24 protein-coding genes and 1 pseudogene are annotated in these 26057 nt (G+C 73.2%); 16 read left to right on the top strand and 9 right to left on the bottom strand.

The genetic code is table 11. The features are described from left to right. Positions 1-440 (top strand): annotated as a pseudogene (locus ACFYOV_RS01025) (MATE family efflux transporter); the annotation flags it as partial. Here the strand turns inward: ACFYOV_RS01025 and ACFYOV_RS01020 are convergent. Beyond that, positions 401-1636 carry a glycosyltransferase 87 family protein gene (locus ACFYOV_RS01020; RefSeq protein WP_389081158.1) on the bottom strand — a complete coding sequence of 412 codons (1236 nt, stop codon included), beginning with the start codon at positions 1634-1636 and terminating at the stop codon, positions 401-403. The pseudogene ACFYOV_RS01025 and the gene ACFYOV_RS01020 sit on opposite strands and share 40 nt — an antisense overlap. A gap of 119 nt (positions 1637-1755) precedes the next feature. Here ACFYOV_RS01020 and ACFYOV_RS01015 point away from each other — a divergent pair, with 119 nt between their 5' ends. Further along, the gene (locus tag ACFYOV_RS01015) at positions 1756-2898 is read left to right on the top strand and encodes a glycosyltransferase family 4 protein (protein ID WP_389081156.1); all 1143 of its coding nucleotides are present in this window, start codon (positions 1756-1758) and stop codon (positions 2896-2898) included. 83 nt (positions 2899-2981) lie between these two features. On the opposite strand, the gene ACFYOV_RS01010 is transcribed toward ACFYOV_RS01015, so the two are convergent. Then, complete coding sequence (locus ACFYOV_RS01010) at positions 2982-4778, bottom strand: AMP-dependent synthetase/ligase (RefSeq protein WP_389081153.1); 1797 nt, start codon at positions 4776-4778, stop codon at positions 2982-2984. Between the two features lie 296 nt (positions 4779-5074). Between ACFYOV_RS01010 and ACFYOV_RS01005 the strand changes: the two genes are divergently transcribed. The 6 genes from ACFYOV_RS01005 (at position 5075) to ACFYOV_RS00980 (ending at position 10400) form a co-directional block, all read left to right on the top strand. Beyond that, positions 5075-5872, top strand: coding sequence for a metallophosphoesterase (locus ACFYOV_RS01005; RefSeq protein ID WP_389081151.1), 798 nt, complete (start codon positions 5075-5077; stop codon positions 5870-5872). Between the two features lie 125 nt (positions 5873-5997). Next, positions 5998-6441: an SRPBCC family protein gene (locus ACFYOV_RS01000; RefSeq protein WP_389081148.1), complete on the top strand. Its 444-nt coding sequence runs from the start codon at positions 5998-6000 to the stop codon at positions 6439-6441. Between the two features lie 227 nt (positions 6442-6668). Further along, positions 6669-7850, top strand: coding sequence for an ArsA family ATPase (locus ACFYOV_RS00995; RefSeq protein WP_389081146.1), 1182 nt, complete (start codon positions 6669-6671; stop codon positions 7848-7850). A 57-nt stretch (positions 7851-7907) separates the two neighbouring features. Next, on the top strand, positions 7908-8429 hold the full coding sequence (locus ACFYOV_RS00990; protein WP_389081144.1) for a DUF5304 domain-containing protein: 522 nt from the start codon (positions 7908-7910) through the stop codon (positions 8427-8429). Positions 8430-8552: 123 nt separating this feature from the next. Next, complete coding sequence (locus tag ACFYOV_RS00985; RefSeq protein ID WP_389081142.1) at positions 8553-9506, top strand: ROK family glucokinase; 954 nt, start codon at positions 8553-8555, stop codon at positions 9504-9506. 138 nt (positions 9507-9644) lie between these two features. After that, entirely contained in the window at positions 9645-10400 is a 756-nt protein-coding gene (locus ACFYOV_RS00980) for an endonuclease/exonuclease/phosphatase family protein (protein WP_389081140.1), read from the top strand. Positions 10401-10433: 33 nt separating this feature from the next. Here ACFYOV_RS00980 and ACFYOV_RS00975 read toward each other — a convergent pair whose 3' ends face one another. Further along, positions 10434-11042, bottom strand: a complete 609-nt coding sequence (locus tag ACFYOV_RS00975; protein ID WP_389081137.1) for a hypothetical protein — start codon at positions 11040-11042, stop codon at positions 10434-10436. Continuing rightward, positions 11035-11832 carry an alpha/beta hydrolase gene (locus ACFYOV_RS00970; protein ID WP_389081135.1) on the bottom strand — a complete coding sequence of 266 codons (798 nt, stop codon included), beginning with the start codon at positions 11830-11832 and terminating at the stop codon, positions 11035-11037. The genes ACFYOV_RS00975 and ACFYOV_RS00970 overlap by 8 nt, the downstream gene beginning before the upstream one ends. Positions 11833-12051: 219 nt before the next feature. On the opposite strand from ACFYOV_RS00970, the gene ACFYOV_RS00965 reads away from it, so the two are divergent. The 5 genes from ACFYOV_RS00965 to ACFYOV_RS00945 all read left to right on the top strand — a co-directional run bounded on the left by ACFYOV_RS00965 (position 12052) and on the right by ACFYOV_RS00945 (position 17202). Then, positions 12052-12930 (top strand): lysophospholipid acyltransferase family protein, encoded by an 879-nt coding sequence (locus ACFYOV_RS00965; RefSeq protein WP_389082409.1) that lies wholly within the window; start codon positions 12052-12054, stop codon positions 12928-12930. Positions 12931-12976: 46 nt separating this feature from the next. Then, positions 12977-14236, top strand: a complete 1260-nt coding sequence (macS, locus tag ACFYOV_RS00960; protein WP_389081133.1) for a MacS family sensor histidine kinase — start codon at positions 12977-12979, stop codon at positions 14234-14236. Beyond that, positions 14233-14967: a response regulator gene (locus ACFYOV_RS00955; protein WP_389081130.1), complete on the top strand. Its 735-nt coding sequence runs from the start codon at positions 14233-14235 to the stop codon at positions 14965-14967. Before macS ends, ACFYOV_RS00955 begins: the two co-directional genes overlap by 4 nt. Before the next feature lie 71 nt (positions 14968-15038). Then, positions 15039-16067: a 6-phosphofructokinase gene (locus ACFYOV_RS00950; RefSeq protein WP_389081128.1), complete on the top strand. Its 1029-nt coding sequence runs from the start codon at positions 15039-15041 to the stop codon at positions 16065-16067. A 139-nt stretch (positions 16068-16206) separates the two neighbouring features. Next, on the top strand, positions 16207-17202 hold the full coding sequence (locus tag ACFYOV_RS00945) for a 2-hydroxyacid dehydrogenase (protein WP_389081126.1): 996 nt from the start codon (positions 16207-16209) through the stop codon (positions 17200-17202). Here ACFYOV_RS00945 and ACFYOV_RS00940 read toward each other — a convergent pair. Together ACFYOV_RS00940 and ACFYOV_RS00935 are read right to left on the bottom strand one after the other, a co-directional pair. Beyond that, the gene (locus ACFYOV_RS00940) at positions 17154-19055 is read right to left on the bottom strand and encodes an anthranilate synthase family protein (protein WP_389081124.1); all 1902 of its coding nucleotides are present in this window, start codon (positions 19053-19055) and stop codon (positions 17154-17156) included. The genes ACFYOV_RS00945 and ACFYOV_RS00940 overlap by 49 nt on opposite strands. A gap of 121 nt (positions 19056-19176) precedes the next feature. Further along, entirely contained in the window at positions 19177-19233 is a 57-nt protein-coding gene (locus ACFYOV_RS00935) for a trp operon leader peptide (protein ID WP_389082406.1), read from the bottom strand. Positions 19234-19872: 639 nt separating this feature from the next. On the opposite strand from ACFYOV_RS00935, the gene ACFYOV_RS00930 reads away from it, so the two are divergent. Beyond that, on the top strand, positions 19873-21225 hold the full coding sequence (locus ACFYOV_RS00930) for a class II 3-deoxy-7-phosphoheptulonate synthase (protein ID WP_389081121.1): 1353 nt from the start codon (positions 19873-19875) through the stop codon (positions 21223-21225). 186 nt (positions 21226-21411) lie between these two features. After that, positions 21412-21666 carry a bacterioferritin-associated ferredoxin gene (locus tag ACFYOV_RS00925; RefSeq protein WP_389081119.1) on the top strand — a complete coding sequence of 85 codons (255 nt, stop codon included), beginning with the start codon at positions 21412-21414 and terminating at the stop codon, positions 21664-21666. 15 nt (positions 21667-21681) lie between these two features. Here ACFYOV_RS00925 and bfr read toward each other — a convergent pair whose 3' ends face one another. Continuing rightward, positions 21682-22161 carry a bacterioferritin gene (gene bfr, locus ACFYOV_RS00920; RefSeq protein WP_389081116.1) on the bottom strand — a complete coding sequence of 160 codons (480 nt, stop codon included), beginning with the start codon at positions 22159-22161 and terminating at the stop codon, positions 21682-21684. Positions 22162-22344: 183 nt separating this feature from the next. Between bfr and ACFYOV_RS00915 the strand changes: the two genes are divergently transcribed. Then, on the top strand, positions 22345-22992 hold the full coding sequence (locus tag ACFYOV_RS00915) for a sulfite oxidase-like oxidoreductase (RefSeq protein ID WP_389081114.1): 648 nt from the start codon (positions 22345-22347) through the stop codon (positions 22990-22992). Between the two features lie 24 nt (positions 22993-23016). Here the strand turns inward: ACFYOV_RS00915 and ACFYOV_RS00910 are convergent, their stop codons facing one another. Continuing rightward, positions 23017-23895, bottom strand: a complete 879-nt coding sequence (locus ACFYOV_RS00910; RefSeq protein ID WP_389081111.1) for a deoxyribonuclease IV — start codon at positions 23893-23895, stop codon at positions 23017-23019. Positions 23896-23942: 47 nt separating this feature from the next. Beyond that, positions 23943-25910, bottom strand: a complete 1968-nt coding sequence (gene pknB / locus ACFYOV_RS00905; protein WP_389081109.1) for a Stk1 family PASTA domain-containing Ser/Thr kinase — start codon at positions 25908-25910, stop codon at positions 23943-23945. Positions 25911-26057: the final 147 nt, after the last annotated feature.

Below are 26057 nucleotides of genomic sequence, written 5' to 3'. Positions count from 1 at the left end.
CGCGGGGCCGGACGGGACGCGGTGCGGGCGATCGGGCGGCAGGCCGTGCTGCCCTCCGGCGCGGCCGGTGCCGTCGCCGCCCTCCTGCTGCACGCCACCGCTCCGTGGATCACGGCTGCCTTCGGCGCCGGCCCGGACGTCGCCCGTGCGGGAACGTTGTTCCTGCGCTGCGCCGGGCCCTACCTGCTGCTGATGGCCTGCTGCATCGCGCTCGGCGGGGTCTTCGAGGGCAGCGGGGCGCCCCGGTGCTGCTGCGCGTGACCGTGCTCGGTACGGCGGTCCAGCTCGCCCTCGCGTACGCGCTGACGGGGCTCGGCCTGGTAGGGGTGGCCGTGGCATCGGCCGTGGTCATGGCGGTCCAGTGCGCGGTGCTGGTGATGGCGCTGCGGCGCGGCCGGGATCAGGAGGAGACCGAGGTTCCGGGCCTCGGGGCCGGCTGACCGGCCGGTGCCTCCGGGAGTCCGGGGGAGACGGTGGTGCGCCACAGGGTGCGGGCGGCGAGGAGGGCCGCGGCGGTCAGCAGGGCGTTGCGGACCACGAGAAGCGCGATGCCGAGCGGGTCGCTGGCCACCACGTGGGCGAAGAAGACGGGGAACTCCAGCACCGTCACGCAGCACGCCGCCAGCACCAGCAGCACCGGCCGCCGCATCCCGCTCCCGCGGAAGCACAGGCACACCGCCGCCAGCCCGACCAGCCACACCAGATACTGCGGGCTGATCACCCGGCTCGTGGCGGTGAACACGAGGACCGCCGTGAACGCGGCCTCCGCCGCGGTGTGCGGTGCGAACCTGGTGGCCGTCAGCCGCCACCGCAGCAGCCACGCGAAGGCCACCGCGGTCAGGACCAGCGCGCCCGTGCTCACCCACGCGACATACGGGCCGACGAACTCCACCGAACCGTAGTTCAGCAGCACCTCCCCCTCCCAGCCGAGGTGCCGGGCCACGTGGAGGACGAGCGCACCCAGCGACTCCACCTCCGTGCCCCGGTCCCGTTGGAAGGTCAGGAAGGCGAACGCCCCCGGCATCAGCGCCGCGAACCCGGCCGCCACCGCGGCGCCGGTCACCGCGGCCGCCGCCCAGGCGACGCGCCGTCGGACACCGAGCAGCAGCAGGGCCGGCCACACCTTCAGCAGTGCCCCGACGGCCACCAGTGCCCCCATCAGCCGGGGGTGCCGGGCACCGGCCAGCAGCGCGGCCACCGCCACCGCCGTCACCATCACGTCGTAGCGGGCGTACACCGTCGGCCCGAGCAGCGGCACACCCGCCACCCACACCCACGCCCCGCGCGGCGAGCGGCCGGGACCGCGGCCCGCGTGCCGCAACAGGACCAGCGTGGCCAGGTCGGCGAGGAGGGCGAGGGCGAAGAACGCGGTCGCGTAGTCCCAGAACGGCAGCAGTGCGGGGGAGAGGATCGCGAGCGCGGCGGCGGGCGGGTACTGCCAGGTGACGTCGTCCAGCGGGAACGTCCCGGTGCGCAGGACGTCGTACCAGCCCCGGTAGATCACCGACACGTCGCTGGTGACGTCCGGCCCGGGGAGGACGATCACCCCGAGCACGCACAGCAGCAGGGCCGTTCTCGTCAGGCCCCAGGTGATCAGGAGCCCCGTGGGGGAGCCCCGTGCGCCCGTCGTCCTCACGCGATCCCTGCCCGTCCGTGTGCGGTGCCGTGGGGCCATGATGTCGCGGACCCCGGTGCGAGTGCCACGGGGCGCCGCCGTGGCCGGACGCCGAACCGGGTTCGGTAGGGTCGGCGGCGATGCACAAGACCCTGATCGTGACCAACGACTTCCCGCCCCGGCCGGGCGGCATCCAGGCGTTCCTGCACAACATGGCGCTGCGGCTGGATCCGGAGCGCCTCGTCGTCTACGCCTCGACCTGGAAGCGCTCCCGGGAGGGGGTCGAGGCGACCGCCGCCTTCGACGCCGAGCAGCCCTTCACTGTCGTGCGCGACCGCACCACGATGCTGCTGCCCACCCCGCAGGCCACCCGGCGGGCCGTCGGGCTGCTGCGCGAACACGGCTGCACCTCGGTGTGGTTCGGCGCGGCGGCGCCGCTCGGGCTGATGGCGCCGGCGCTGCGCCGCGCGGGCGCCGAACGCATCGTGGCCACCACCCACGGCCACGAGGCGGGCTGGGCGCAGCTGCCCGCCGCCCGTCAGCTGCTGCGCCGCATCGGGGAGTCCACGGACACCCTCACCTACCTCGGCGAGTACACCCGCTCGCGGCTGGCGGGCGCGCTGACCGGCCCGGCGGCGTCGAGGATGGTCCAACTGCCCCCCGGCGTCGACGAGAAGATTTTCCACCCCGGATCGGGCGGCGACGAGGTTCGCGCGCGGCTGGGGCTCACCGACCGGCCGGTGGTCGTGTGCGTCTCCCGGCTGGTGCCGCGCAAGGGCCAGGACACCCTGATCCGGGCCATGCCCGCGATCCTCGCCGCCGAGCCGGACGCCGTACTGTTGATCGTCGGGGGCGGTCCCTACGAGAAGGATCTGCGCCGGCTCGCCCGGGAGACCGGCGTCGCCGCCTCCGTCCGCTTCACCGGCTCCGTGCCCTGGTCCGAGCTGCCCGCGCACTACGGGGCCGGGGACGTCTTCGCGATGCCCTGCCGGACCCGGCGCGGCGGGCTGGACGTCGAGGGGCTCGGGATCGTCTACCTGGAGGCCTCCGCGACCGGGCTGCCGGTCGTCGCCGGCGACTCCGGCGGCGCCCCGGACGCGGTGCTCGACGGCGAGACCGGGTGGGTGGTGCCGGGCGGCTCCGCCGACCAGGCCGCCGACCGCATCGTCACCCTGCTCGGGGACGCCGAGCTGCGCCGCCGCATGGGGGAGCGGGGCCGGGTCTGGGTCGAGGAGAAGTGGCGCTGGGACCTGCTCGCCGAGCGCCTGAAGACGCTGCTGTAGGCGACGCCCGCAAGGGCCGGGGGGCCGCGCGACCGGCCACGGACGGAACGCCGCCGTGGACCGCGCCCGGCCCCGTGGGCGCCCTACTTCGCGTAGATCGCCTCGATCTCGTGGGCGTAGTCCTTCGCCACCACGTTCCGCTTCAGCTTCAGCGACGGCGTGAGGTGCCCCGACTCCTCGGTGAACTGGTTGGGCAGGATGCGGAACTTGCGCACCGATTCCGCCTTGGACACCGCCGCGTTGCCGTCGTCGATCGCCGCCTGGATCGCCGCGAGCAGGTCCGCGTCCTCGCGCAGCGACACCGCGGTGGAACCGGCCGGCTTGCCGTTCTCGGCGGCCCAGCGGGCCAGGAACTCCTCGTCGATGGTGACCAGCGCGCCCACGAACGGCCGCCCGTCGCCCACCACCATGCACTCCGCGACCAGCGCGTGTGCGCGGATGCGGTCCTCGATCACGGCCGGGGCGACGTTCTTGCCGCCCGCGGTGACCAGGATCTCCTTCTTGCGGCCGGTGATCCGCAGATAGCCGTCCTCGTCGAGGGTGCCGATGTCGCCGGTGTGGAACCAGCCGTCCGCCAGGGCCTCCGCGGTGGCCTGGGGGTTGTTCCAGTACTCCTTGAAGATGTGCTCGCCGTGCAGCAGCACCTCCCCGTCGTCGGCGATCCGGACCACCGAGCCGGGCAGCGGCTGCCCGACCGTACCGATCTTCTGCCGGTCCCAGGGGTTGAAGGCGGTCGGAGCGCAGGACTCGGTCAGGCCGTAGCCCTCCAGGACCGTGAAGCCGATGCCGCGGAAGAAGTGGCCCAGGCGCTCGCCCAGCGGCGCGCCGCCGGAGATGGCGTACTCGCCCTTGCCGCCGAGCACGGCGCGCAGCTTGCTGTAGACCAGCTTGTCGAACACCTTGTGCCGGATCCTCAGCCCGAAGGACGGGCCCGACGGCGCGTCCAGCGCCTTGCTGTACGCGATGGCGGTGTCCGCCGCCTTGTCGAAGATCTTGCCCTTGCCCTCGGCCTGCGCCTTGGCCCGCGCCGAGTTGTAGACCTTCTCGAAGACCCGCGGCACGCCCAGGATCAGCGTCGGACGGAACGCGGCCAGCTCGTCGGTGAGGTTCTTGATGTCCGGGACGCAGCCCAGCTTGATCGGCGCCATCATGGGGGCGATCTGCACCAGTCGGCCGAAGACGTGCGCGAGCGGCAGGAAGAGCAGCACGCTGCACTCGCCGGTGCGGAACAGCGGCCGAAGCCGCTCCACGACGTTCCCGCAGTCCGCGAAGAAGTTGCGGTGGGTGAGCACACAGCCCTTGGGCCGGCCGGTCGTGCCCGAGGTGTAGACGATGGTCGCCGGGTCGTCGGCCTTCGCGACGGAGCTGCGCTCCTCCACCGTCTCGTCGGTCACGTCCCGGCCCAGGCGGCCCAGCTCCTCCACCGCGCCGGCCTCGATCTGCCAGACGTGCTTGAGGTCGGGCAGCCGGTCGCGGACGGAGTCGACCGCGGTGGCGTGCTGGTCCAGCTCCACGAGGCAGGCGGTGGCGCCCGAGTCGCCGAGGATCCACTGCACCTGCTCCGGCGAGCTGGTTTCGTACACCGGCACCGTGATCGCGCCGGCGCTCCAGATCGCGAAGTCCAGGAGCGTCCACTCGTAGCGGGTGCGCGACATCAGGCCGACCCGGTCGCCCGGCTGGATCCCGGAGGCGATCAGGCCCTTGGCGGCGGCGCGGACCTCCGCGAGGAAGGCGGTGGCCGTGACGTCCTGCCAGGCGCCGCCGACCTTGCGGGCGATCACGGCGACGTCCGGGTGCTGCGCGGCGTTTCTGCGGACGATGTCGGTCAGATTGCCGTCCGCGGGGACCTCGTACAAAGCCGGAAGGCTGAACTCGCGCAAGACTGCTGCTCCTCTTAGGGCGCCGGCGCCACGACGTTGTGCGATGCGACGGTGCGGTCCAAGGCTCGGGCGGGTGCTCGCGGATTCACCTGTTGAAATCCCGAGCACGACTGGACTGCCCGGACGTTACTCGCTGGTATGGCTTTTAGGACAGGGGGTCCCGGCGAGATGTTCGCTGCGTCACACAGGCCGGTGTTCCTTTGCGCACAGTAGTCCACCCCGTGACCGACCAGCCAGTAACCGCAGGTCCAGTCGCCACTGTTCACGCCGGACGCCCACGCCTACCCTTGATCGCCATGGCACCCACACCAGGCGGCAACCGGCGGACCCGCGTCCATGTGGTGAGCGACGTGCACGGCAACGCACGCGACCTGGCCAGAGCGGGCGACGGCGCCGACGCGCTGATCTGCCTCGGCGACCTCGTCCTCTTCCTCGACTACGCCGACCACTCGCGCGGGATCTTCCCCGACCTCTTCGGCGTCGAGAACGCCGATCGCATCGTGGAACTGCGCACCGCCCGCCGCTTCGAGGAGGCGCGCGAGTTCGGCAGACGGCTGTGGGCGGGCATCGGCGCGGACCGGGCGGCGGTCATCGAGAAGGCGGTCCGCAAGCAGTACGCCGAGCTGTTCGCCGCGTTCCCGGTACCGACGTACGCCACCTACGGCAATGTCGACATGCCGGCTCTGTGGCAGGAGTACGCCGGGCCCGGCACGACCGTCCTCGACGGCGAGCGGGTGGAGATCGGCGGCTGGACGTTCGGCTTCGTCGGCGGCGGCCTGCGCACGCCGATGCGCACGCCGTACGAGATCGGGGACGACGAGTACGCGGCGAAGATCGAGGCGGTGGGCGAGGTCGACGTGCTGTGCACCCACATCCCGCCGGAGGTGCCGGAGCTGGTCTACGACACGGTCGCGCGCCGTTTCGAACGCGGCAGCCGGGCCCTGCTGGACGCGATCCACCGCACCCGGCCCCGCTACGCGCTGTTCGGGCACGTGCACCAGCCGCTGGTGCGGCGCATGCGCATCGGTGCCACCGAGTGCGTCAACGTGGGGCACTTCGCGGGCAGCGGGACGCCCTGGGCGCTGGAATGGTGACGCCGTCCCAGGTGGGGTGAGTTCGGGCGGCCGACCGCGCGGTAGCCTTCACGCTGCACGGACGTGCGCGGGCAGGTCGCGCACGGCGATGGGAGTACCGGCCCGCATCCGGAGGAGCCACGGCGATGGCGGAACACACCAGCTCGAGCATCACGATCGAGGCGGCACCGGCCGAGGTCATGGGGGTGATCTCCGACTTCGCCCGCTATCCGGACTGGACCGGGGAGGTGAAGGAGGCGGAGGTCCTCAAGACGGACGGCCAGGGCCGCGCCGAGCAGGTGCGCCTGGTCATGGACGCCGGTGCGATCAAGGACGACCAGACGCTGGCGTACACCTGGACCGGCGAGCACGAGGTCTCCTGGACCCTGGTCAAGTCCCAGATGCTCCGCTCCCTCGACGGCTCCTACATCCTCAGGCCGGCCGGCCCGGACACTACCGAGGTCACCTACCAGCTGACCGTCGACGTCAAGATCCCCATGCTCGGCATGATCAAGCGCAAGGCGGAGAAGGTCATCATCGACCGCGCCCTGGCCGGCCTGAAGAAGCGCGTGGAGTCGGCGGCGGCGTAGGGCCTGGCCCTCCGTCCCCCGGCCCTCCGTCCCCCGGCCCCCGGCCCTCCGTCCCCCGGCCCTTGCGGGGGCGGTGGCGCGCCGGCGGCCCCCGCCCCGGCCGCCGTCGCCCGCACCGCGACCGTGGGCTCCGCCGTGCGTCCCCGCGGGCCGCGGACGCTTCCCGCCCACGCGGGCGGAGAGAGCCTCGGCCGTCCCCGGGCGGTGCGCGGGTAGCGTTCACCCTCATGCGTACCCTCCTGATCATGGGGCCCGGAGGCAGCGGGCGGACCACCGTCGCGGCCGCCACCGCGCTCGCCGCCGCCCGTCAGGGCGTCCGTACCCTCCTGCTCGGCTGCGACCGGACGGACACCCTGGGGGCGGTGCTGGGGGCGGCCGTCGGGAGCGACCCCGTCGAGGTGGCCCCCCTGCTCACCGCGCGGCGCCCCGACGCCGCCCGGGACTTCCGGGACGACCTCGCCGCGCTCCAGGACCGTGCCTCCTCCGCCCTGGATCTCCTCGGCGCCTCGCGGCTCGACGCCGAGGAGATCGGGCCGCTGCCCGGCGCCGAGGAGCTCGCCCTGCTCCGCGCCCTGCGCGACGCCGCCCTCTCGGAGGCGTACGACCTCCTCGTCGTCGACCTGCCGCCCGCCCCGCAGGCCCTCTCCCTGCTCGCGCTCCCCGAGGAGCTGCGCCGCTACCTGCGCCGCCTGCTTCCGCCCGAGCGGCAGGCCGCCCGCGCCCTGCGCCCCGTCCTCGGCCGCCTCGCCGGCGTCCCCCTGCCCGCCGAGTGGCTGTACGAGACGGCCGCCCGCCTCGACCTCCAGCTGGCCGCCGTCGAGGCCGTCCTCGCCGACCGCGGCACCGCCGTACGCCTGGTCGCCGAGCCCGGACCGGCCGGCGCCGACGCCGTGCGCACCGCCGCCCTCGGCCTCGCCCTGCGGGCCCTGCCCACCGACGCGCTGGTGGCCTCCCGCGTGCTGCCCGAGAGGCTCGAGGACAGCTGGCTCGCCGGCCCCGTCGCCCAGCAGCGCAAGGTCCTGGAGGAGTGGCGCCAGACCCACGACGTCCACCCCGTCGCCCACCTCGGCCGCGACCCGCGCGGCCCCGACGACCTCGCCGCGCTCGCCGTCCCGGGAGCCGGCACCACCCGCGGCGCGGCCCCCGGCGCCGTCGAGTGGCCGGTCGCCGACCGGCGGGCCGACGACGGCGTCCTCGTCTGGCACATCCCGCTCCCCGGCGCCCGGCGCGAGGACCTCGACCTGGTCCGGCGCGGCGACGAACTCGTCGTCGCCGCGGGTCCGTTCCGCCGCATCGTGCCGCTCCCCTCCGCCCTTCGCCGCTGCACCGTCGACGGCGCCGCCCTGCGCGAGGGCGAGCTGCGCATCCGGTTCCGGCCGGATCCGGGGCTGTGGCCGCGCGGCCGGTGAAGCCGGTACGCCCGTTCGGGTAACGTCGGAGGGGCGAACCGTAGTCAGGAGTCCGTCATGAGCGAACAGCTCCCCCCGTTCGACAACGCCGGGGACGAGGCCGACGACCAGGCCGTGGACGACGTCCGGGCGGCCGACGCCGACGCCTGGGCGACGGCCTGCGCCGAGGACCTGGAGGCGGAGAAGGCCCGCCGTCGCGCCCAGCACGGACCGCCGCCCGGTTCCGCCGCCGAGGAACTGCGCAAGCTGGTCGACGCCGTCGCGGACCGGCTCTCCGGGCTGGGCACGCCGCTGTTCGGCGCGGTCGCGGGCCCCACCGCGCAGCAGATGGTGCGACAGGTCGTCGAGCAGGCCAGGGCCGCCGTGGAACCCGTCGTCGAACGCCACCCGGACGTCTTCGACCACCTCGCCGCCGCGGGCAACGAACTCCTCGCCGCCTACCGCTCCGCCGTCCAGGACCAGGAGCGCCGCTGGACCTCCCGGGACACCGGCGCCCGCGACGCCGATCCCCGTGACGTGGCGGAAGACCGGGACCGGGGCGACGAGCCGGGTCCCGGCGAGCGCATCGACCTGGACTGACGGTCGAGCCGGAGGGGTCCCCGTGCCCCGCCGGGCCTGCCCACCGGGCGGACGGCGGAACCCCAAGGGCAGGGCCTCGGGTACCGTTGGCGGTAGCGGGGCTCGACCGAAACTGAGGGATTCATGGGACTCACCATCGGCGTCGACATCGGCGGCACGAAGATCGCGGCCGGCGTGGTCGACGAGGACGGCAACATCCTCTCGACCCACAAGGTGCCGACCCCGGGCACGTCCGAGGCCATCGTGGATGCCATCGCCTCCGCGGTGGAGGGAGCGCGTGCCGGGCACGACATCGTCGGCGTGGGCATCGGTGCGGCCGGATACGTCAACCGCCAGCGCTCGACGGTGTACTTCGCGCCCAACATCGACTGGCGCAACGAGCCGCTCAAGGAGAAGGTCGAGGCCCGCGTGGGTCTCCCGGTCGTCGTGGAGAACGACGCCAACGCCGCGGCCTGGGGCGAGTACAAGTTCGGCGCCGGCAAGGGCCACCGCAACGTCATCTGCATCACGCTCGGCACCGGCCTCGGCGGCGGCATCATCATCGGCAACAAGCTGCGCCGCGGCCACTTCGGCGTGGCCGCCGAGTTCGGACACATCCGCATGGTGCCCGACGGCCTGCTGTGCGGCTGCGGCTCGCAGGGCTGCTGGGAGCAGTACGCCTCCGGCCGCGCCCTGGTCCGGTACGCCAAGCAGCGCGCCAACGCCACCCCCGAGAACGCCGAGGTGCTGCTGGGCCTCGGTGACGGCACCCCCGACGGCATCGAGGGCAAGCACATCTCCATGGCCGCGCGGCAGGGCTGCCCGGTCGCCGTCGACTCCTACCGCGAGCTGGCCCGCTGGGTCGGCGCCGGCCTCGCCGACCTGGCCTCCCTCTTCGACCCCTCCGCGTTCATCGTCGGCGGCGGCCTCTCCGACGAGGGGGAGCTGGTCCTCGGCCCGATCCGCAAGTCGTACAAGCGCTGGCTGGTCGGCGGCAACTGGCGTCCGGTCGCCGACGTGCTCGCCGCCCGGCTCGGCAACAAGGCCGGCCTGGTGGGCGCGGCCGACCTGGCCCGGGAGCCCGACCCGGTCATGTGAACCACCCCCTGCACACGGCGCCGCCCGCCCGCTCCCCCTCGGGGACGGCGGGCGCCGCCGTTCCCGCCCCCCGGCGCCAGGATCCCCGGCAGGGCGAGGCGCGGACGTAAACGGGCGAACCGGCGTATCTTGAACCGCATGGCGACGACCCCGCTGCTCCCCAACTCCCGGACCGACGCCGACGGTTCGGCCGTCATCCGCGTCCTGTCGTACAACATCCGCTCGATGCGCGACGACACCGCCGCCCTGGCCCGGGTGATCACCGCCTGCGCCCCCGACCTGGTCCTAGTCCAGGAGGCGCCGCGCTTCTTCCGCTGGCGCAAGAAGCTGGCCGGCCTCGCCTCGGCCTGCGGTCTGGTGATCCTCTCGGGCGGTGCCACGGCCGCCGGCCCCGCGCTGCTGTGCTCACTGCGGACCACCGTCGAGCGCACCGAGGACGTGCTGCTGCCGCTCACCCCGGGACTGCACCGCCGCGGCTTCGCCACCGCGGTCGTGCGGTTCGGCGGTGTCCGGCTCGGCGTGCTCAGCTGCCACCTGTCGCTCCGGAAGGACGAGCGGTACGAGCAGGGCGGCATGCTCCTAGACCGGCTCGCCGGAATGGGCGTGGAGCACGCCGTCGCCGGCGGCGACATGAACGAGTCCCCGGACGGACGCACGTTCCGGCGCGTCGCCGAGGACCTGACGGACTGCCACGCCGCGGCCCCGTGGGGCGGCGAGCACACGTCGCCGCGCACCGAGCCGCACCAGCGCATCGACGCACTCTTCGCCACGAAGGGCGTCGAGGTGCTGGGCTGTGGCGTGCCGCTCGACGTGCCGGGCGTGACCGACGCGGACCTGAGGGCGGCCACCGACCACCTGCCGGTCCTGGCCGCCCTCAGGGTGCCCGCCGGCTGATCCCGGAACGCTCCGGCCCGGTCCGGGGGCCCGTCAGACCACCGCGCCCCGGCCCGGGTCGTCCTCGTCCTCGTCGTCCGTGCGCATCCGCATCACCAGCGTGGCGAAGCCGCCCAGGAAGCCGCCGACGCCGACCGTGGTGAGCCACCAGGTCATGTGCCAGCCGAGCAGTACCGCCAGCAGGAGCAGCAGCGGCCCGCCCAGGACCCCCAGCCAGGCGAATTTGGCCGTCACGTCGGCCTCCGGCAGCGGCGGCGGCTCCGGTGGCACGAAGTGGCCCTCGTCGTTCTCGTCGAGGTCGTCGTCGGACGGCTCGCCCGCGGTGTAGTCGCGCGGGCCCACCCCGGGCGCGAACGACACCGAGCCGCCCAGCGGCCTGGCCGGCTCGTCCTCCGCCTTCCGCGGGCCCTCGGACTCCACCCCGCGCGACGTCGCGGCCTGAGCCCCGCCGTCGTTGGTCTCCGGCTCCAGCAGCGCCAGGTCCTCGACCGACTTGAACGGCTTGGCGCCCGGCGGGTCCGGCGGCTCCTCCCCGTACCCCGCGACGATCGCCGCCCACGCGGCCTCCTCGTCGAGGGGGACGCCCTTCTCCTCCGGCTCACGGCCCTCGCGGTCCTCGCGGTCCGAGTCGTGCTCAGCCACCTGCGGTCGTCCCTTCCTTGCCGAGACCGGGCTCCTTGACGGCGCCGGGTGCGAGCCGGCGGATGAACGCGGTGCTCTCCTCGAAGATCCGCTCCGCGTCGTAGTCCAACGTCGCCACATGGTGGCTGTGTTCCAACAGAACCTCCGTCACGTCCGCCGACGACACCCGGCCGAGGATCCGGGCCGAGTCCGCGGGCGGCACCACGTGGTCCCGCGGGCTGCGCAGGAGCAGCAGCGGCTGGGTGACCCGGGGCAGTTCGCTGTCGACGAGCCCGAGGAAGGCCCGCAGCGAGTGCGCCGCGTGCAGCGGCACCCGGTCGTATCCGAGCTCCGTGACGGACGGCCGGGCGATGTCGCTCGCGATGCCCTTCGTCGCGGGGACGAGATGACGGACCACCGGAAGCGCGTGCGCCGCCAGTCCGTGCACCCGGTTCGCCGGGTTCACCACCACGACCCCGCTCACCGCGTCGCCGTGCCGGGCCGCCAGCCGCAGGGCGAGCGCACCGCCCATGGACAGCCCGCCCACGAAGACCCGGGCGCAGCGCTCCCGCAGCAGCCGCAGCTCGCGGTCCACCTCCGCGTACCAGTCCTGCCAGCCGGTCACCCGCAGATCCCGCCAGTGGGTGCCGTGTCCCGGCAGCAGCGGCAGCGAGACGGTCGCGCCGTGCCCGGCGAGATGCTCGGCCCAGGGGCGCAGCGACTGGGGCGAACCGGTGAAGCCGTGGCAGAGGAGCACGGCGACCTCCCCGCCCTCGTGGCGGAACGGCTCGGCTCCGGGCAGGAGCGGCACCTTCGGCCTCCTGTTCGTGAGAAGGGCTGGCCCGACGGGGCAGGGGGTGCACCGTGGAAGCGGTCACCGCGGGCCGGCCGCGGGACCGCACGCGGGGTGCGGGACCTTCACCGTACGCGACCGCACTGACACCGACCAGGGCCGTCGGAGCCTTTGACGGTGCTCCGGGATATGGTCTGACCGACAGACACAGGAGGCACTCGGTTGTTGTACGGCGCGATGAAGGTCACCATCGGGGGGCCGCTGAAGCTCGCCTTCCGGCCCTGGGTGGAAGGCCTGGAGAACGTTCCCGCCGAGGGTCCCGCCATCCTGGCCAGCAACCACCTGTCGTTCTCCGACTCGTTCTTCCTGCCCGCGGTGCTCGACCGCAAGGTCACCTTCATCGCCAAGGCGGAGTACTTCACCACGCCCGGTGTGAAGGGCCGGCTGACCGCCGCGTTCTTCAAGGGCGTGGGCCAGCTCCCGGTCGACCGCTCCGGCGCGCGGGGTGCGGGCGAGGCGGCGGTCAGGAGCGGCATCGAAGTGCTGGAGCGGGGTGAGCTCTTCGGCATCTACCCCGAGGGCACGCGCTCGCCCGACGGCCGGCTGTACCGCGGCAAGCCGGGGGGTCTCGCGCGGGTGGCGCTGGCCACCGGCGCGCCCGTGATCCCGGTCGCCATGATCGACACGGAAAAGATCCAGCCGCCCGGGAAGGTCGTCCCGAAGCTGATGCGGCCGGGCATCCGCATCGGCAGGCCGCTGGACTTCGGCCGTTACCAGGGCATGGAACACGACCGGTTCGTGCTCCGTGCGGTGACCGACGAGGTCATGTACGAGATCATGCAGCTCTCCGGCCAGGAGTACGTCGACATGTACGCGACCGCCATGAAGCGGCAGCTCGCGGAGGCGGCCAAGGCCGAGAAGGAGGCCGAGAAGGCGGCGAAGACGGCCCTCGCCCGTGCGGAGAAGGAACACGCCGAGAAGATCAGGGCCGAGAAGGAACTGGTCGCCGAGGAACGGGCCGCGAAGGAGCGGGCCGACAGGGAACAGGCCGAGAGGGAGCGGGCCGAGAGGGAGCGGGCCGAGGCGGAGCGCGCCCGCGGGGATCGGGCCGACTAGTCGTGGTCCGGCCCGGAGAGGGTTCCGGGCCGAGAGGGTGGGGGACATGCCGGGGCGCGAGAGAGCCATGAGGATGTCGGTCGAGCAGCCGCTGTGGCGTGCGCTCGCCGGCTACCGGGTGCTCACGATGGTGTACGCGGTCGGCCTGTTCGCCGCCGCCCACGAGAAGTTCGCCCGCCCCTGGCTCGCCGTCGGCTACTTCGCCGTACTGGCCGTGTGGACCCTCGCCACCCTGCCCAAGGTGGCGAACGCCGCGAGCTGCACCCGGCCCTTCCTCACCGCCGACCTCACCATCGCGCTCGTCGGTGTCCTGCTCACGCCGCTCGCCGACGCACCCGAGCGGGTCGACGCGGGCGGCCCCACCTTGCCGTCCATCTGGACCGCCGGTGCCGTGCTGGCCTTCGCCATCAAGGGCGGCTGGCGCTGGGCGGCCGTCGCCTCCACGCTCGTCGCCGTCGCCAATCTGGTCGAGCGCGGCAGCCCCGCACGCGACACCGTGCACAACGTGATCCTGGTCTGGGTCGCCTCCATCGCCATCGGCTACGTCGTCGAGGTGGCACGGGCCTCCGAGCGCACCCTCGCCCGCGCCCTGGAGATCGAGGCCGCCACCCGGGAGCGCGAACGCCTCGCACGGGACATTCACGACAGCGTGCTCCAGGTGCTGGCCATGGTCCAACGGCGCGGGACCGTGATCGGCGGGGAGGCGGCCGAGCTGGGCCGGCTGGCCGGGGAGCAGGAGGTGGCCCTGCGCACGCTGGTCTCCGGCGGCCTGGTACCGGTCCCCCGGGTGTCCGGGGACGCCGCCGGGGGAGCCGCCGTACGGGCCGGGGCCGCGGACGGCGACGCGGACGGGAACGGGGAGGCGGCGCAGGACGGCCCGGTCGATCTGCGGGCCCTGCTCGCCCCGCACGCCGGGGCCCGCGTGAGCCTCGCCGAGCCCGGGGCACCGGTGCTGCTCGCGCCGACCGCCGCGCGGGAACTGGCCGCGGCCGTCGGGGCCGCCCTGGACAACGTCCGCAGGCATGCCGGGGAGCGGTCCCGCGCCTGGATCCTGGTCGAGGACGAACCCGACGCGGTGATCGTCACCGTGCGCGACGACGGGCCGGGCATCCCCGAGGGACGACTTGCCGAGGCCGAGGGCGAGGGACGCCTCGGAGTGGCCCTGTCGATCCGGGGGCGGCTGCGCGACCTCGGCGGCAGCGCCGAACTGGTCTCGGTGCCCGGGCAGGGCACGGAGGTCGAGCTGACGGTACCGAAGGACGGGAACGGCACGCGGGACGTGCGGGGGAAGGCGGAACGGCGATGACGGACACGGCAGCCGGACGGCACGGGGCAGGGGGCGGCGAGGACGGCCGGGGCGGCCCGGACCGCCCGGGATCCGTCAGGGTGATGGTGGTCGACGACCACCCCATGTGGCGCGACGCCGTCGCCCGTGACCTCGCGGAGTCCGGGTTCGACGTGGTCGCCACGGCCGGCGACGGGGACCAGGCCGTGCGCCGCGCCAAGGCCACCGCCCCCGACGTCCTCGTCCTCGACCTGAACCTGCCCGGCAAGCCCGGCGTCCAGGTCTGCAAGGAAGTGGTCGCCGCCGACCCCGCGCTGCGCGTGCTGGTGCTGTCGGCGAGCGGTGAGCACGCCGACGTGCTGGAGGCCGTGAAGTCGGGCGCGACCGGCTACCTGCTGAAGTCGGCCTCCACCGAGGACCTCCAGGACGCTGTGCGCCGCACGGCGGTCGGCGACCCGGTGTTCACCCCCGGACTGGCCGGACTCGTCCTCGGCGAGTACCGCCGCCTCGCCTCCGAACCCGCCTCCGCCCCGGACGACGCCGAGTCCAGGGCGCCGCGCCTCACCGACCGGGAGACCGAGGTGCTGCGCCTGGTCGCCAAGGGACTGAGCTACAAGCAGATCGCCGAACGCCTCGTGATCTCCCACCGCACCGTGCAGAACCACGTCCAGAACACCCTCGGCAAGCTCCAGCTGCACAATCGGGTCGAGCTGGTGCGATACGCGATCGAGCGGGGACTCGACGACGAGTGAACCCGCCCGGCGAGCCGTCCGCCCGCTAGCGTGGACACGTCGGGACAACGCGGCGAAGGGACCTTCCCATCATGCGGGTCGGAGTACTGACCGGAGGCCGCGACTGCCCGGGGCTGAACGCCGTGGTCCGGGCCGTCGTCCGCAAAGGCGTGCAGGAGTACGGCTACGAGTTCGTCGGCTTCCGGGACGGCTGGCTCGGGCCGCTGGAGGACGCGACCGTCCGCCTCGACATCCCCGCCGTGCGCGGCACCCTGCCGCGCGGCGGCACCATCCTCGGCTCCTCGCGGACCGACCCCCTGCGGCACGAGAACGGGGTGCGCCGCATCAAGGACAACCTCGCCGGGCACGGCGTCGAGGCGCTGATCACCATCGGCGGCCGGGACACCCTCGGCGCGGCCGCGCGTCTCGCCGGCGAGCACGGCGTGCCCTGCGTCGGCGTGCCCAAGACGATCGACAACGACCTGCCGGGCACGGACTACACCCTGGGCTTCGACACCGCCGTCGGCGTCGCGACGGAGGCCATCGACCGGCTGCACACCACCGCCGAGTCGCACAAGCGGGTGCTCGTCGTCGAGGTGATGGGCGGCGAGGCCGGCTGGATCGCGCTGCACTCCGGCCTGGCCGGCGGCGCGAACGCCATCCTCATCCCCGAGCAGCCCTTCGACGTGGAGCAGGTGTGCGGCTGGGTGACGTCCCGGTTCCGGGCGTCGTACTCGCCGATCGTGGTCGTCGCCGACGGGGCCGTGCCGAAGGAGGGCAGGGTGGTGCTGGGCGCGGCCGCGCACGGCTCGACCGGGCAGGTGCGGTTGTCCGGCGTCGGGGAGTGGCTGGCCCGGGCGATCGAGCAGCGCACCGGCAAGGAGGCCCGCACCACGGTGCTGGGCCACACCCAGCGCGGGGGCTCGCCCAGCCCCTTCGACCGGTGGCTCGCCACCCGCTTCGGTCTGCACGCGATCGACTGCGTCCGCGACCGCGACTTCGGCACGATGGTGGCCCTGCGCGGCGCGGACGTCGTCCGTTCGCCCCTCGCCGAGGCGACCGCCCCGCCGCGGCTGGTGGACCCCGCCCGCTACGCCGAGGCCGGGGTGTTCTTCGGCTGACCCCCGGCCCGGCCGCCGGGCGCGGAGGCCCGGGACCCCCGGCCGGCGGGAGGGGCCGGGAGGCACTGCGTCCCGGTCCCGGGCTCCCGTATATTCGCGCATACGGCAATGATCACGGCACGACCCCGGGAGGGAACCCGTGGAGATCCTCGCGTTCGGTGTGCAGGCCGACGAGAAGCCCCTGGTGGAGGAGGCCTTCCGGGGCCACCACGAGGTGCGCGGCCTGGACGTCTTCCTGAATGAGGACACCGTCCCCATCGCGGCCGGCCACGAGGTGATCTCCACCAGCGTCAACTGCGACCTCGGTGCCGCCGTGCTGGAGAACCTGGCGGCCGGCGGCACCCGGATGATCGCCCAGCGCTCCACCGGCTTCAACAATGTCGATGTGTCGGTGGCCGAGCGGCTCGGACTGACGGTCGCCCGGGTGTCGTACTACTCGCCGTACTCGGTCGCCGAGTTCGCCTGGACGCTCGCCATGGCGGTCAACCGCCGCATCGTGCGCGCCTCCACCCGCACCCGCGACTTCGACTTCCGGCTCGACGGGCTGATGGGCCGTGACATGCACGGCCGCACCGCCGGCGTCCTGGGGACCGGGAAGATCGGCGAGGCGTTCGCCCGGATCGCCCACGGCTTCGGCATGCGGCTGCTCGGCTGGGACGTCGCCGAGAATCCCGCCTGCCTGGAACTCGGCATGACCTACGTCCCCAAGGAGCAGCTGCTCGCCGAGTCCGACCTGGTCACCCTGCACGTCCCGCTGATGCCGCAGACCCAGCACCTCATCGACGCCGCCGCGCTGAAGTCGATGAAGGACGACGCGATCCTGATCAATTCCAGCCGCGGCGGCCTCATCGACACCGCCGCCCTCGTCACCGAGCTGCGGGCGGGCCGGTTCACCGGGGTCGGCCTGGACGTGTACGAGGCGGAGGCAGGGCTGTTCTTCCTCGACAAGTCCCTGGAGGCCATCGAGGACGACACCCTGGCCCGCCTCGTCACCTTCCCGAACGTCCTGGTGACCTCCCATCAGGCGTACTACACCGTGGACGCCGTAGGCCAGATCATCGAGACCACGGTGAACAACGTGCTCGACTACATCGCCGGCCGCCGCTCGGAGAACGTGCTGGTGCCGCGCAGCTGACCCACCAGCTCCCGCACCACCGCGGCGCCGTCCAGGGTCAGCACCGACTCCGGATGGAACTGCACCCCCGCGAAGCCCGGGCCCCGCACGGCGTGCACCTCGCCGTTCGCGGCCCGGCTCACCTCCACCCTTCGGGCCGTCAGTTCCGCCGCCGCCTCGTCGTCGCAGCGAGCCACGAAGCTGTTGTAGAAGCCGACCGTCTCGGCCCGTCCGAACAGGTCGATCTCCACCTGGGCGCCCTGGTACGGGACCTCCTTGCGGACGATCTCCAGGCCCAGTTCCGCGGCGATCAGTTCGTGCCCCAGGCACACCCCGAGGACGCCGTGCCGGCTGTTCCGGATCACCTCGGCGGTCAGGCCGCGCAGGAACCGCATCTTCGGATCGGCCGTGTCGGAGGGGTCACCGGGACCGGGCCCCAGGACCAGTGGCCCGTCGTGCCCGAGCACCGCCTCGCGCAGTCCGGGCTCGTCGTACCGCCGTACGGTCACCTCGAGCCCGCCCGAGCGCAGTACGTGGGCGAGCATCGCCGTGAAGGTGTCCTCCCCGTCGACGACCAGCGCGTGCCCGTCCAGCTCCGACGACCGCTCCTGCATCCGCAGCCAGAACGGCGCCAGCGAGGCCCGGCGCCCGTCCAGCGCCGCCCGCACCCGGGGGTCGTCCGCCAGGCCGGGCGCCGTGGTCTCCTCCTGCGGCCGCCCCGGGCGCACGCCGAGGGCGGCCAGCACCCCGGCCGCCTTGGCGTGGGTCTCCGCGACCTCGCCCGCCGGGTCCGAGCCGCGCACCAGCGTGGCGCCGACCGGCACTCGCAGCCGGCCGGCCGCGTCGATGTCGGCGGTCCGGATGAGGATGGGGGAGTCGAGGGTCTGGGATCCGGCGGATTCCCCGTCCCCGCCGCCCGCGTGCCGGCCGATGAGCGCGAGCGCGCCCGCGTAGTAGCCGCGCCCGCCGGATTCGTGACGCTCGATCACCCGGCAGGCGTTCTGCACCGGCGACCCGGTGACGGTTGCCGCGAACATGGTCTCCTTGAGAATCTCGCGCACGTCCAGCGAGGACCGGCCGCGCAGCTCGTACTCGGTGTGCGCGAGGTGCGCCATCTCCTTCAGCCGGGGCCCGACCACGACCCCGCCCATGTCGCCGACGGTGCACATCATCTTGAGCTCCTCGTCGACGACCATGGACAGCTCCTCGATCTCCTTGCCGTCGGCGAGGAAGTCCAGCAGGTGCTCCGGCGTCGGGCCCCCGGCGGGGTAGCGGTAGGTCCCGCTGATCGGGTTCATCACCACCGTCCCGCCGGACGCCCGCACATGCACTTCGGGGCTCGCCCCGACCAGCGTCCGCTCCCCGGTGTGCACGACGAACGTCCAGTACGCGCCCCGCTCGCTCTCCAGCAGCCGCCGGAACAGCGCCAGTGCGTCGGCCCGCCCGAACCCGGGGATCCGCCCCTCGTAGGTCCGCCGGATCACGAAGTTGGCGCCCTCGCCCCGCCCGATCTCCTCGTCCAGCACCCGTCCGACGATCCGCGCGTACTCCTCGTCGTCCACGTCGAACCGCCCGTCCTCGACCCGCACGGTGTGTCCGGGCAGCCGCGACAGGGCGTCCGCGAGCGGGATCTCGTGGCGTTCCTCGGGCACCAACACCAGCAGCGGGGTGCCGTCGTCGCGGACGTCGAAGCCGCGCTCGCGGATCTGCCGGAAGGGCACCAGCGCCAGCCCCTCGTCCGGCAGCTCCGCCAGGTGTTCGCGGGTGGCGACCGGGCCGATCAGCAGCTCGACCACGGCGTGGTCGTGGCCGGGGGTGCGGCGGCGCAGCAGGGCGAAGGGGCGGTCGTCGTGCGGAAGGTGTGCCAGGTCCATGGTGGGCGTTCCTCTTTCCGTCGCAGTGGGTGCGTCACGGTCGTGCGTGGTGAGGAACGGCCCCGGACACGCCGAAGGCCGCCCCTCGGGCGGCCTTCGCGAAGTCGGTGCGTACGCGCAGTCAGTGGGCCGCCGGAGGAGCGGTCCACCACCAGGAGCGGGTCGAGTGCGCGAACATGCCCCCGACCCTAGCGCATCAGCGGTGGACCGAGGGTGCGTTCCGGTGACCGCCGTCGTCCGTCGAGCCGCCCGGCCCCGGCCCCGCCTGCCCGCGCCACGCGCCCGGCCCGGGCCGCGCCGGCGGCTCACCGGGACCGCCCGGCCGCGCTCGGCGTGCCCGGCGGGTCCACCCCTGCTGCGCGCCGCCCTCCCCGGTGGCCGACCACTACGACGCCCGCGCCCCGGACCCGCACGCGGCCCGCCGGCTGACCCGGCCGTCCGGCAGGTGCACCGACGACCGCCCCTCCTGGACCGGACGGAGACCGAGGCCCCGTACGGCGAGGACGGCGGCCGCCGGGCTGCCGTGTCCCGTTGCTCGTGGACGCCCCGGCCCGGTGGAGCACCCCGCACTCGGCCTGCCGAACTCGGTCGGCCCCGAACCCGGCCGTCCGCCCGAACGGCCGGCGCGGACGTCTCCCCTGGTCGGTGGTCCGGCGCGGCCACCTCTGTCGTGATCCCTTCGCCGCCGCGCCGCGCCCACGGTGCCTCAGCCCGGCCGCGCCGCGTGCCGCGGAGCGCGGGCCCGCGCCGGAGCGACCCGTGTCTCACTTGGTGAGCGGCGGGATGGACGGGGGGTCCGACCCCGTAATGTGGAGCCGTGACCGTGAACGCTAAGACCAGCCCGAGCGCTGGCAACACCTGGCGAAACCTGCCCGCGGCGCAGCAGCCCGAGTACCCCGACGCCGAGGCTCTGCGCGCAGTGATCGCGGACCTCGAGTCGTATCCGCCGCTCGTCTTCGCGGGCGAGTGCGACCAGCTGCGCGCCCGGATGGCGGCCGTCGCCAAGGGAGAGGCGTTCCTCCTCCAGGGCGGCGACTGCGCCGAGGCGTTCGACGCGGTGTCCGCGGACCAGATCCGCAACAAGCTCAAGACGCTGCTCCAGATGGGTGCCGTCCTCACCTACGCCGCGTCCGTGCCCGTGGTGAAGGTGGGCCGTATCGCCGGCCAGTACTCCAAGCCCCGCTCCAAGCCCACCGAGACCCGCGACGGCGTGACCCTGCCCACCTACCGGGGCGACTCCGTCAACGGCTTCGAGTTCACCGAAGAGGCCCGGGTCCCCGACCCCGAGCGGCTGAAGCGGATGTACCACGCCTCCGCCTCGACGCTGAACCTGGTGCGCGCCTTCACCACCGGCGGCTACGCCGACCTGCGCCAGGTGCACGCCTGGAACCAGGACTTCGTGAAGTCGTCCCCCTCCGGCCAGCGCTACGAGCAGCTCGCCCGCGAGATCGACAACGCGCTGAACTTCATGCACGCCTGCGGGGCCGACCCGGAGGAGTTCAGGACCGTCGAGTTCTTCTCCTCGCACGAGGCGCTGCTGCTCGACTACGAGTCGGCGCTCACCCGGGTCGACTCGCGCACCGGTCAGCTGTACGACGTCTCCGCGCACATGGTGTGGATCGGTGAGCGCACCAGGCAGCTGGACCACGCGCACATCGAGTTCGCCTCACGGATCCGCAACCCCATCGGCATCAAGCTCGGCCCGTCCACGACGGCCGAGGAGGCGCTCCAGTACATCGAGCGCCTGGACCCGGACCGCGAGCCCGGCCGGCTGACCTTCATCGTCCGCATGGGCGCCGACAAGATCCGGGACAAGCTCCCCGAGCTGGTCGAGAAGGTCACCGCGTCCGGCGCCACCGTGGCCTGGGTGACCGACCCGATGCACGGCAACACCTTCGAGGCGGCCTCCGGGCACAAGACCCGCCGCTTCGACGACGTGCTCGACGAGGTCAAGGGCTTCTTCGAGGTCCACAAGGCGCTCGGCACCCACCCGGGCGGCATCCACGTGGAGCTCACCGGCGACGACGTCACCGAGTGCGTGGGCGGCGGCGACGAGATCTTCGTCGACGACCTGCACCAGCGCTACGAGACGGCCTGCGACCCGCGGCTCAACCGCAGCCAGTCGCTGGACCTGGCATTTCTCGTCGCCGAGATGTACCGCGACCAGTAGCCGGCCGTCCTCGCCGGTGACGGCGAGGACCCGGTGACGGCGAGGACCACGGCAGTGGGGTGGGGCGGGGATCACATCGATACCCGCCCCACCCCGCTTTTGCGCTTCTGGGGCGACAGGTAAGGTTAGGTTAGCCTCACCGATCAAGGGTCGGAGATGGCACGACCCAGCACTACCCGTCGGGAGGTGAGCCGCGTGTACATCTGCAGTTGTTTCGGGATCACCGAGCAGCAGGTCAAGCAGCACGCGCAGGACGGTGCCTGCACCCCGCGCCAGATAGCGTCCGCCTGCAAGGCCGGCACGGACTGCGGCTCCTGCGTCCGCCGTATCCAGGCGCTCCTGGGCAGGGGCGCGTGCCCCCGCCGTGATCTGGCCGACCAGGGCAAGCCGGTGCTCGCCGACCTCCCCGCGGTCCCGGACCTCGACGAGGCGGCGGCCTAGCCCCTCCGGCTGTTCTCAGCCCTCAGGCTGTTCGACCAGCTGGGCGATGTACAGCGCCTCGCCGAGCTTCTCCACCAGCTCCAGCTGGGTGTCGAGGTAGTCGATGTGGTGCTCCTCGTCCGCGAGGATCGACTCGAAGATGTTCGCCGACGTGATGTCGCCCTTCTCGCGCATCACCCTGATCCCGCGCCGCAGCCGGTCGATCGCCTCCACCTCGATCTGCCGGTCCGCCTCGAACATCTCCCGGACGGTCTGCCCCACCCGCACGTGGAAAAGCCGCTGGTAGTTCGGCAGCCCCTCCAGGAACAGGATCCGGTCGGTCAGCACCTCGGCGTGCTTCATCTCGTCGAACGACTCGTGGCGCGTGTACTTCGCGAGCTTGGTCCAGCCGAAGTTCTCCTGCATCTTCGCGTGCAGGAAGTACTGGTTGATGGCGGTCAGCTCGGCGGTCAGCTGTTCGTTGAGGAATTCGATGACCTCGGGGTCGCCCTGCATCGCAGAGGCTCCTTCCACGCGGGTGAACTGCCAGGTGCGCCGCATGATTCCACCGACAGGGAAGATCGTCCAGTAAGCATTGACTTAGTAAGTAAGGACATGCTTAGTGAATTTTGCCGAGGATTGTCCGACTTCGTGGAAGCCGGGTCCTGGGCATCGCCCCGGGTCTGTCAGGATGGAGACATGGGTCAGCCGGCGGAACGCGAATCGGGAGCGCGCGATTCAGAGGGAGTGGCAGGAATCGAGCTTCCGCCGGGGCAGCGACTGCAACGCGGCTGGCCGGTGACGCACTACGGCCCCGTTCCCAAGTTCCGGCCGGAGCGCTGGGAGTTCCGGGTCTTCGGCGCCACCGCCGACGGCGGGAAGCACTGCTGGAGCCACGAGCAGTTCACCGCCCTGCCGTACACCACCGTCGTGGCCGATCTGCACTGCGTCACGAAGTTCAGCATGGTCGGCGCGGAATGGGGCGGGATCCCGGCCCGCACCATCCTCGACCTCGCCCCGCCCGCGCCCGAGGTCACCCATGTGATGGTGTGGGCGGAGTACGGGTTCAGCTCCAACCTGCGGCTCGCCGACTTCGCCTCCGAGCGCACCCTCTTCGCCACCCACAAGGACGGAGAACTGCTCACCGCCGAGCACGGCTTCCCGCTGCGGCTGATCGTCCCCCATCTGTACGCCTGGAAGGGACCCAAATGGGTCCGCGGCGTCGAGTACATGACCACCGACCGGCGGGGCTTCTGGGAGGAGCGCGGCTACCACAACGTCGGCGACCCCTGGAAGGAGCAGCGCTATTCCTACCAGGAGGAGCCCGGCGAGGGCCCCGAGCTCTGACCCCGGAGGACGGCCCGGCGCGCGTCAGGCGTCCCGCAGCTTCTTCAGCCGCTCCACGTCCGCCGCGTGCCCCTGCTTCCCGCCGGGCGTCTCGATGATCAGCGGCACGCCCTCGGTCGCCGGGTGCGTCATCAGCGCCCGGAACGGATCCTCACCGATGTGGCCGGCGCCGATGTTGGCGTGCCGGTCCTTGTGCGCGCCGACCACGTCGAGGGAGTCGTTGGCGTGGATCAGTTTCAGCCGCCCCTCGCCGACGGTGTCCACCAGCAGGTCGAGCGTCCGGTGCATCCCGTCCGGACCGGTCAGGTCGTGCCCCGCTGCGAAGACGTGGCAGGTGTCCAGGCAGACCCCCAGCCTCGGATGCGCGTCCAGCGCCTCGAAGTACGGCCCGAGGTCCCAGGTCCGCGAGCACAGCGAGGCCCCCTGCCCGGCGGTCGGCTCCAGCAACAGGAACGGGTCGTCGTCGTGGGTGAGCTCGTCGAGCAGCGGAAGCAGGTACTCCCGCACCTGCTTCAGCGCCACCGACCGGTCCCGCCCGCCGGTCGCGCTCCCGGTGTGCACCACCACGCCCAGCGCGCCGATCTCCCGTCCGCGCCGCAGCGAGTGCCGCAGCGACTCCACCGACCGCTCGACGGTCGCCTCGGTGTGGGACCCGAAGTTGATCAGATACGGGGCGTGCACGTACGCCGGGAGCGACTCGGCCGCGCAGGCCGCGCGGAACGCCTCGTCCTGCCGGGGACTGCCGACCGGTGTGGCCCAGCCGCGCGGGTTGGCGACGAAGACCTGGAGGGTCTCCGCCCCCAGGTCGCGGGCGTAGGACAGGCCGACGGAGTGCAGACCGCCGGCCACCGGGACGTGACTGCCGACGGGGTTGCGGGAGGGGCCGGACAGGGGACTCTTCACCCGTTCAGGGTGTCATGCCCGCGGGAGTGCCCGGTACGGTCCGCCCGTCAGCCGATCTCGATGGTGATCGTCGAACCCTTGGGCGCGGTGTCGCCACCGTCGACGGACTGGCCCTCGACGGTGTCGCCGAACAGACCGAACAGACCCCTGTCCTCCTTGACCCGGAACCCGGCACCCTCCAGCCTGTCCCGGGCCTCGCCGACGCTGTCGCCGGTCACGTCCGGGACCTCGACCATCTCCGGCCCCTTGGAGAGCGTCAGCGTCACGGTGTCGCCCTCGGCGGCCCCCCGGCCGCCCTCCGGCGACTGCCGGGCCACCTTTCCCGCGTCGTGCTCGGAGTGGACCCGCTCGGTGGCGATCCGCACCTCCAGGCCGGCCTCCTCCAGCTCCGCGCGGGCGTCCGCCGGGTCGTCGCCGGACACATCGGGCACGTCGACCGGGCGGCCCTTGCTCACGGTGAGTGCCACCGCCGAGTCCGCGCGGACCTTGGTGCCCTTGCCCGGCTCGGTGGAGACCACGGAGCCCCGGGGCACGTCCTCACTGAATTCGCGGGTGACCATGCCGGGCTCCAGGCCCTCGTCCTTCAGCACGGACCGCGCCTTGTCCAGCGGATAGCCGTCGAGGTCGGGCACCCGCACGGTCTGCGGGCCCTTGGAGACGGTGAGCGACACCGCGTCGTTGCTGCGGATGCGGGCGCCCACGGCGGGATCGGTGCTGATCACCGTGCCCCGCTCGACCGTGTCGCTGTACGCCTCCTCGACCTCGCCGACGTCCAGCCCGGCGTCCGCCAGCCGGTCCCTGGCCTCCCGCTCGGTCTTCGCCAGCAGCGGCGGGACCTTGGTGAACTGGCCGGAGTTGATGTACCACAGGCCCGTGCCGACCCCGAGGACCAGCAGCACGGCCGCGACGATCGCCATGGGGCCCCGCGGCAGCGCCGCGCGGCGCCGGGGCGGCGGGGGCGGGGCCTGGAGGCGGCTGGTGCGGTGCAAGGGGTCGGCCGCCGCGCCGTCCTCGTTCCCGGGCAGCGGGCGGGAGGGGGATCCTCCCGCGTGGGCGAGGCCGGGAGCGGGAGTGGTCAGCGCCCGCGGGATGACGCTCGTGCGGTCCTCCCCGTTGTCGTGGTGGTCGGGCCGGGACAGCGCCTGCGGCGGCACCGCGTCCAGCTGCTCCCCGGTGAGCCCGCCACGCGCCGCGCGGACCTGCCCGAGCAGCGCCACCGCGTCGTGCGGACGCAGCTCCGGGTTGCGCGCGGTCGCCGAGGCCACCAGCTCGTCCAGCTCGTAGGCCATCCCCGGCACGGTGGCCGACGGGGGCGGCACGTCCTCGTGCAGATGCTTGTAGAGCACGGTCGCGGGGGAGTCCCCCTCGTGCGGCTTCTCGCCGGTCAGCATCTCGTACAGCAGGATGCCGCACGCGTACACGTCCACCCGGGGGTCGGCGGTGCCGCTCTCGATCTGCTCCGGCGCCAGGTACGACACCGTGCCGAGCACCGTGCCGGTGGTGTTCGTCACCGTGTCCACGGCGCGCACCAGGCCGAAGTCGGCGACCTTGACCCGGCCGTCGTCCCCTATCAGCACGTTCTCGGGCTTCATGTCCCGGTGCACGAAACCGGCCCGGTGCGCGGCGCCGAGCGCGGCCAGGACCGGCTCCACGATGTCCAGGACGGCCCGCGGCTGCAGCGCCCCGCGCTCGCGCAGCACGTCGCGCAGGGTGCAGCCGGCTATGTACTCCATCGCCAGGTAGACGTACGGCCCGTCGGTGCCCTGGTCGAAGACCTGCACGACGTTCGGGTGCGCCAGCCGCGCCACCGACTTCGCCTCGCGGATGAACCGTTCGACGAACGAGGCGTCGGCGGCGAGCGTCGGGTGCATCACCTTGAGCGCGAGCACGCGGTCCAGGCGGGTGTCCACGGCCCGGTAGACCGTGGCCATCCCGCCGACCGCGATCCGCGCGTCGACGCGGTACCGGCCGTCGAGCACCTGCCCGACCAGAGGGTCCTGAAGGGTCGTGTCCACGCAGGTGAGTCTACGAGCCGTCACTCAGGCACCCACCCCGTTCTCCCACGATCGCAGCGCGACTGCAGCCGACCTGTGACGCTTCCCACGCAGGCGGCCCGGGTGGGTGAATCCGCGGGCGCCGACGGCGGACGACGCCCGCGGGAG

The organism is Streptomyces sp. NPDC005931 (assembly GCF_042871235.1).
Taxonomy (GTDB): domain Bacteria; phylum Actinomycetota; class Actinomycetes; order Streptomycetales; family Streptomycetaceae; genus Streptomyces.
The sequence above is the reverse complement of the archived record's forward strand: the minus strand, read 5'-3'. Positions and strand labels throughout refer to the sequence as shown.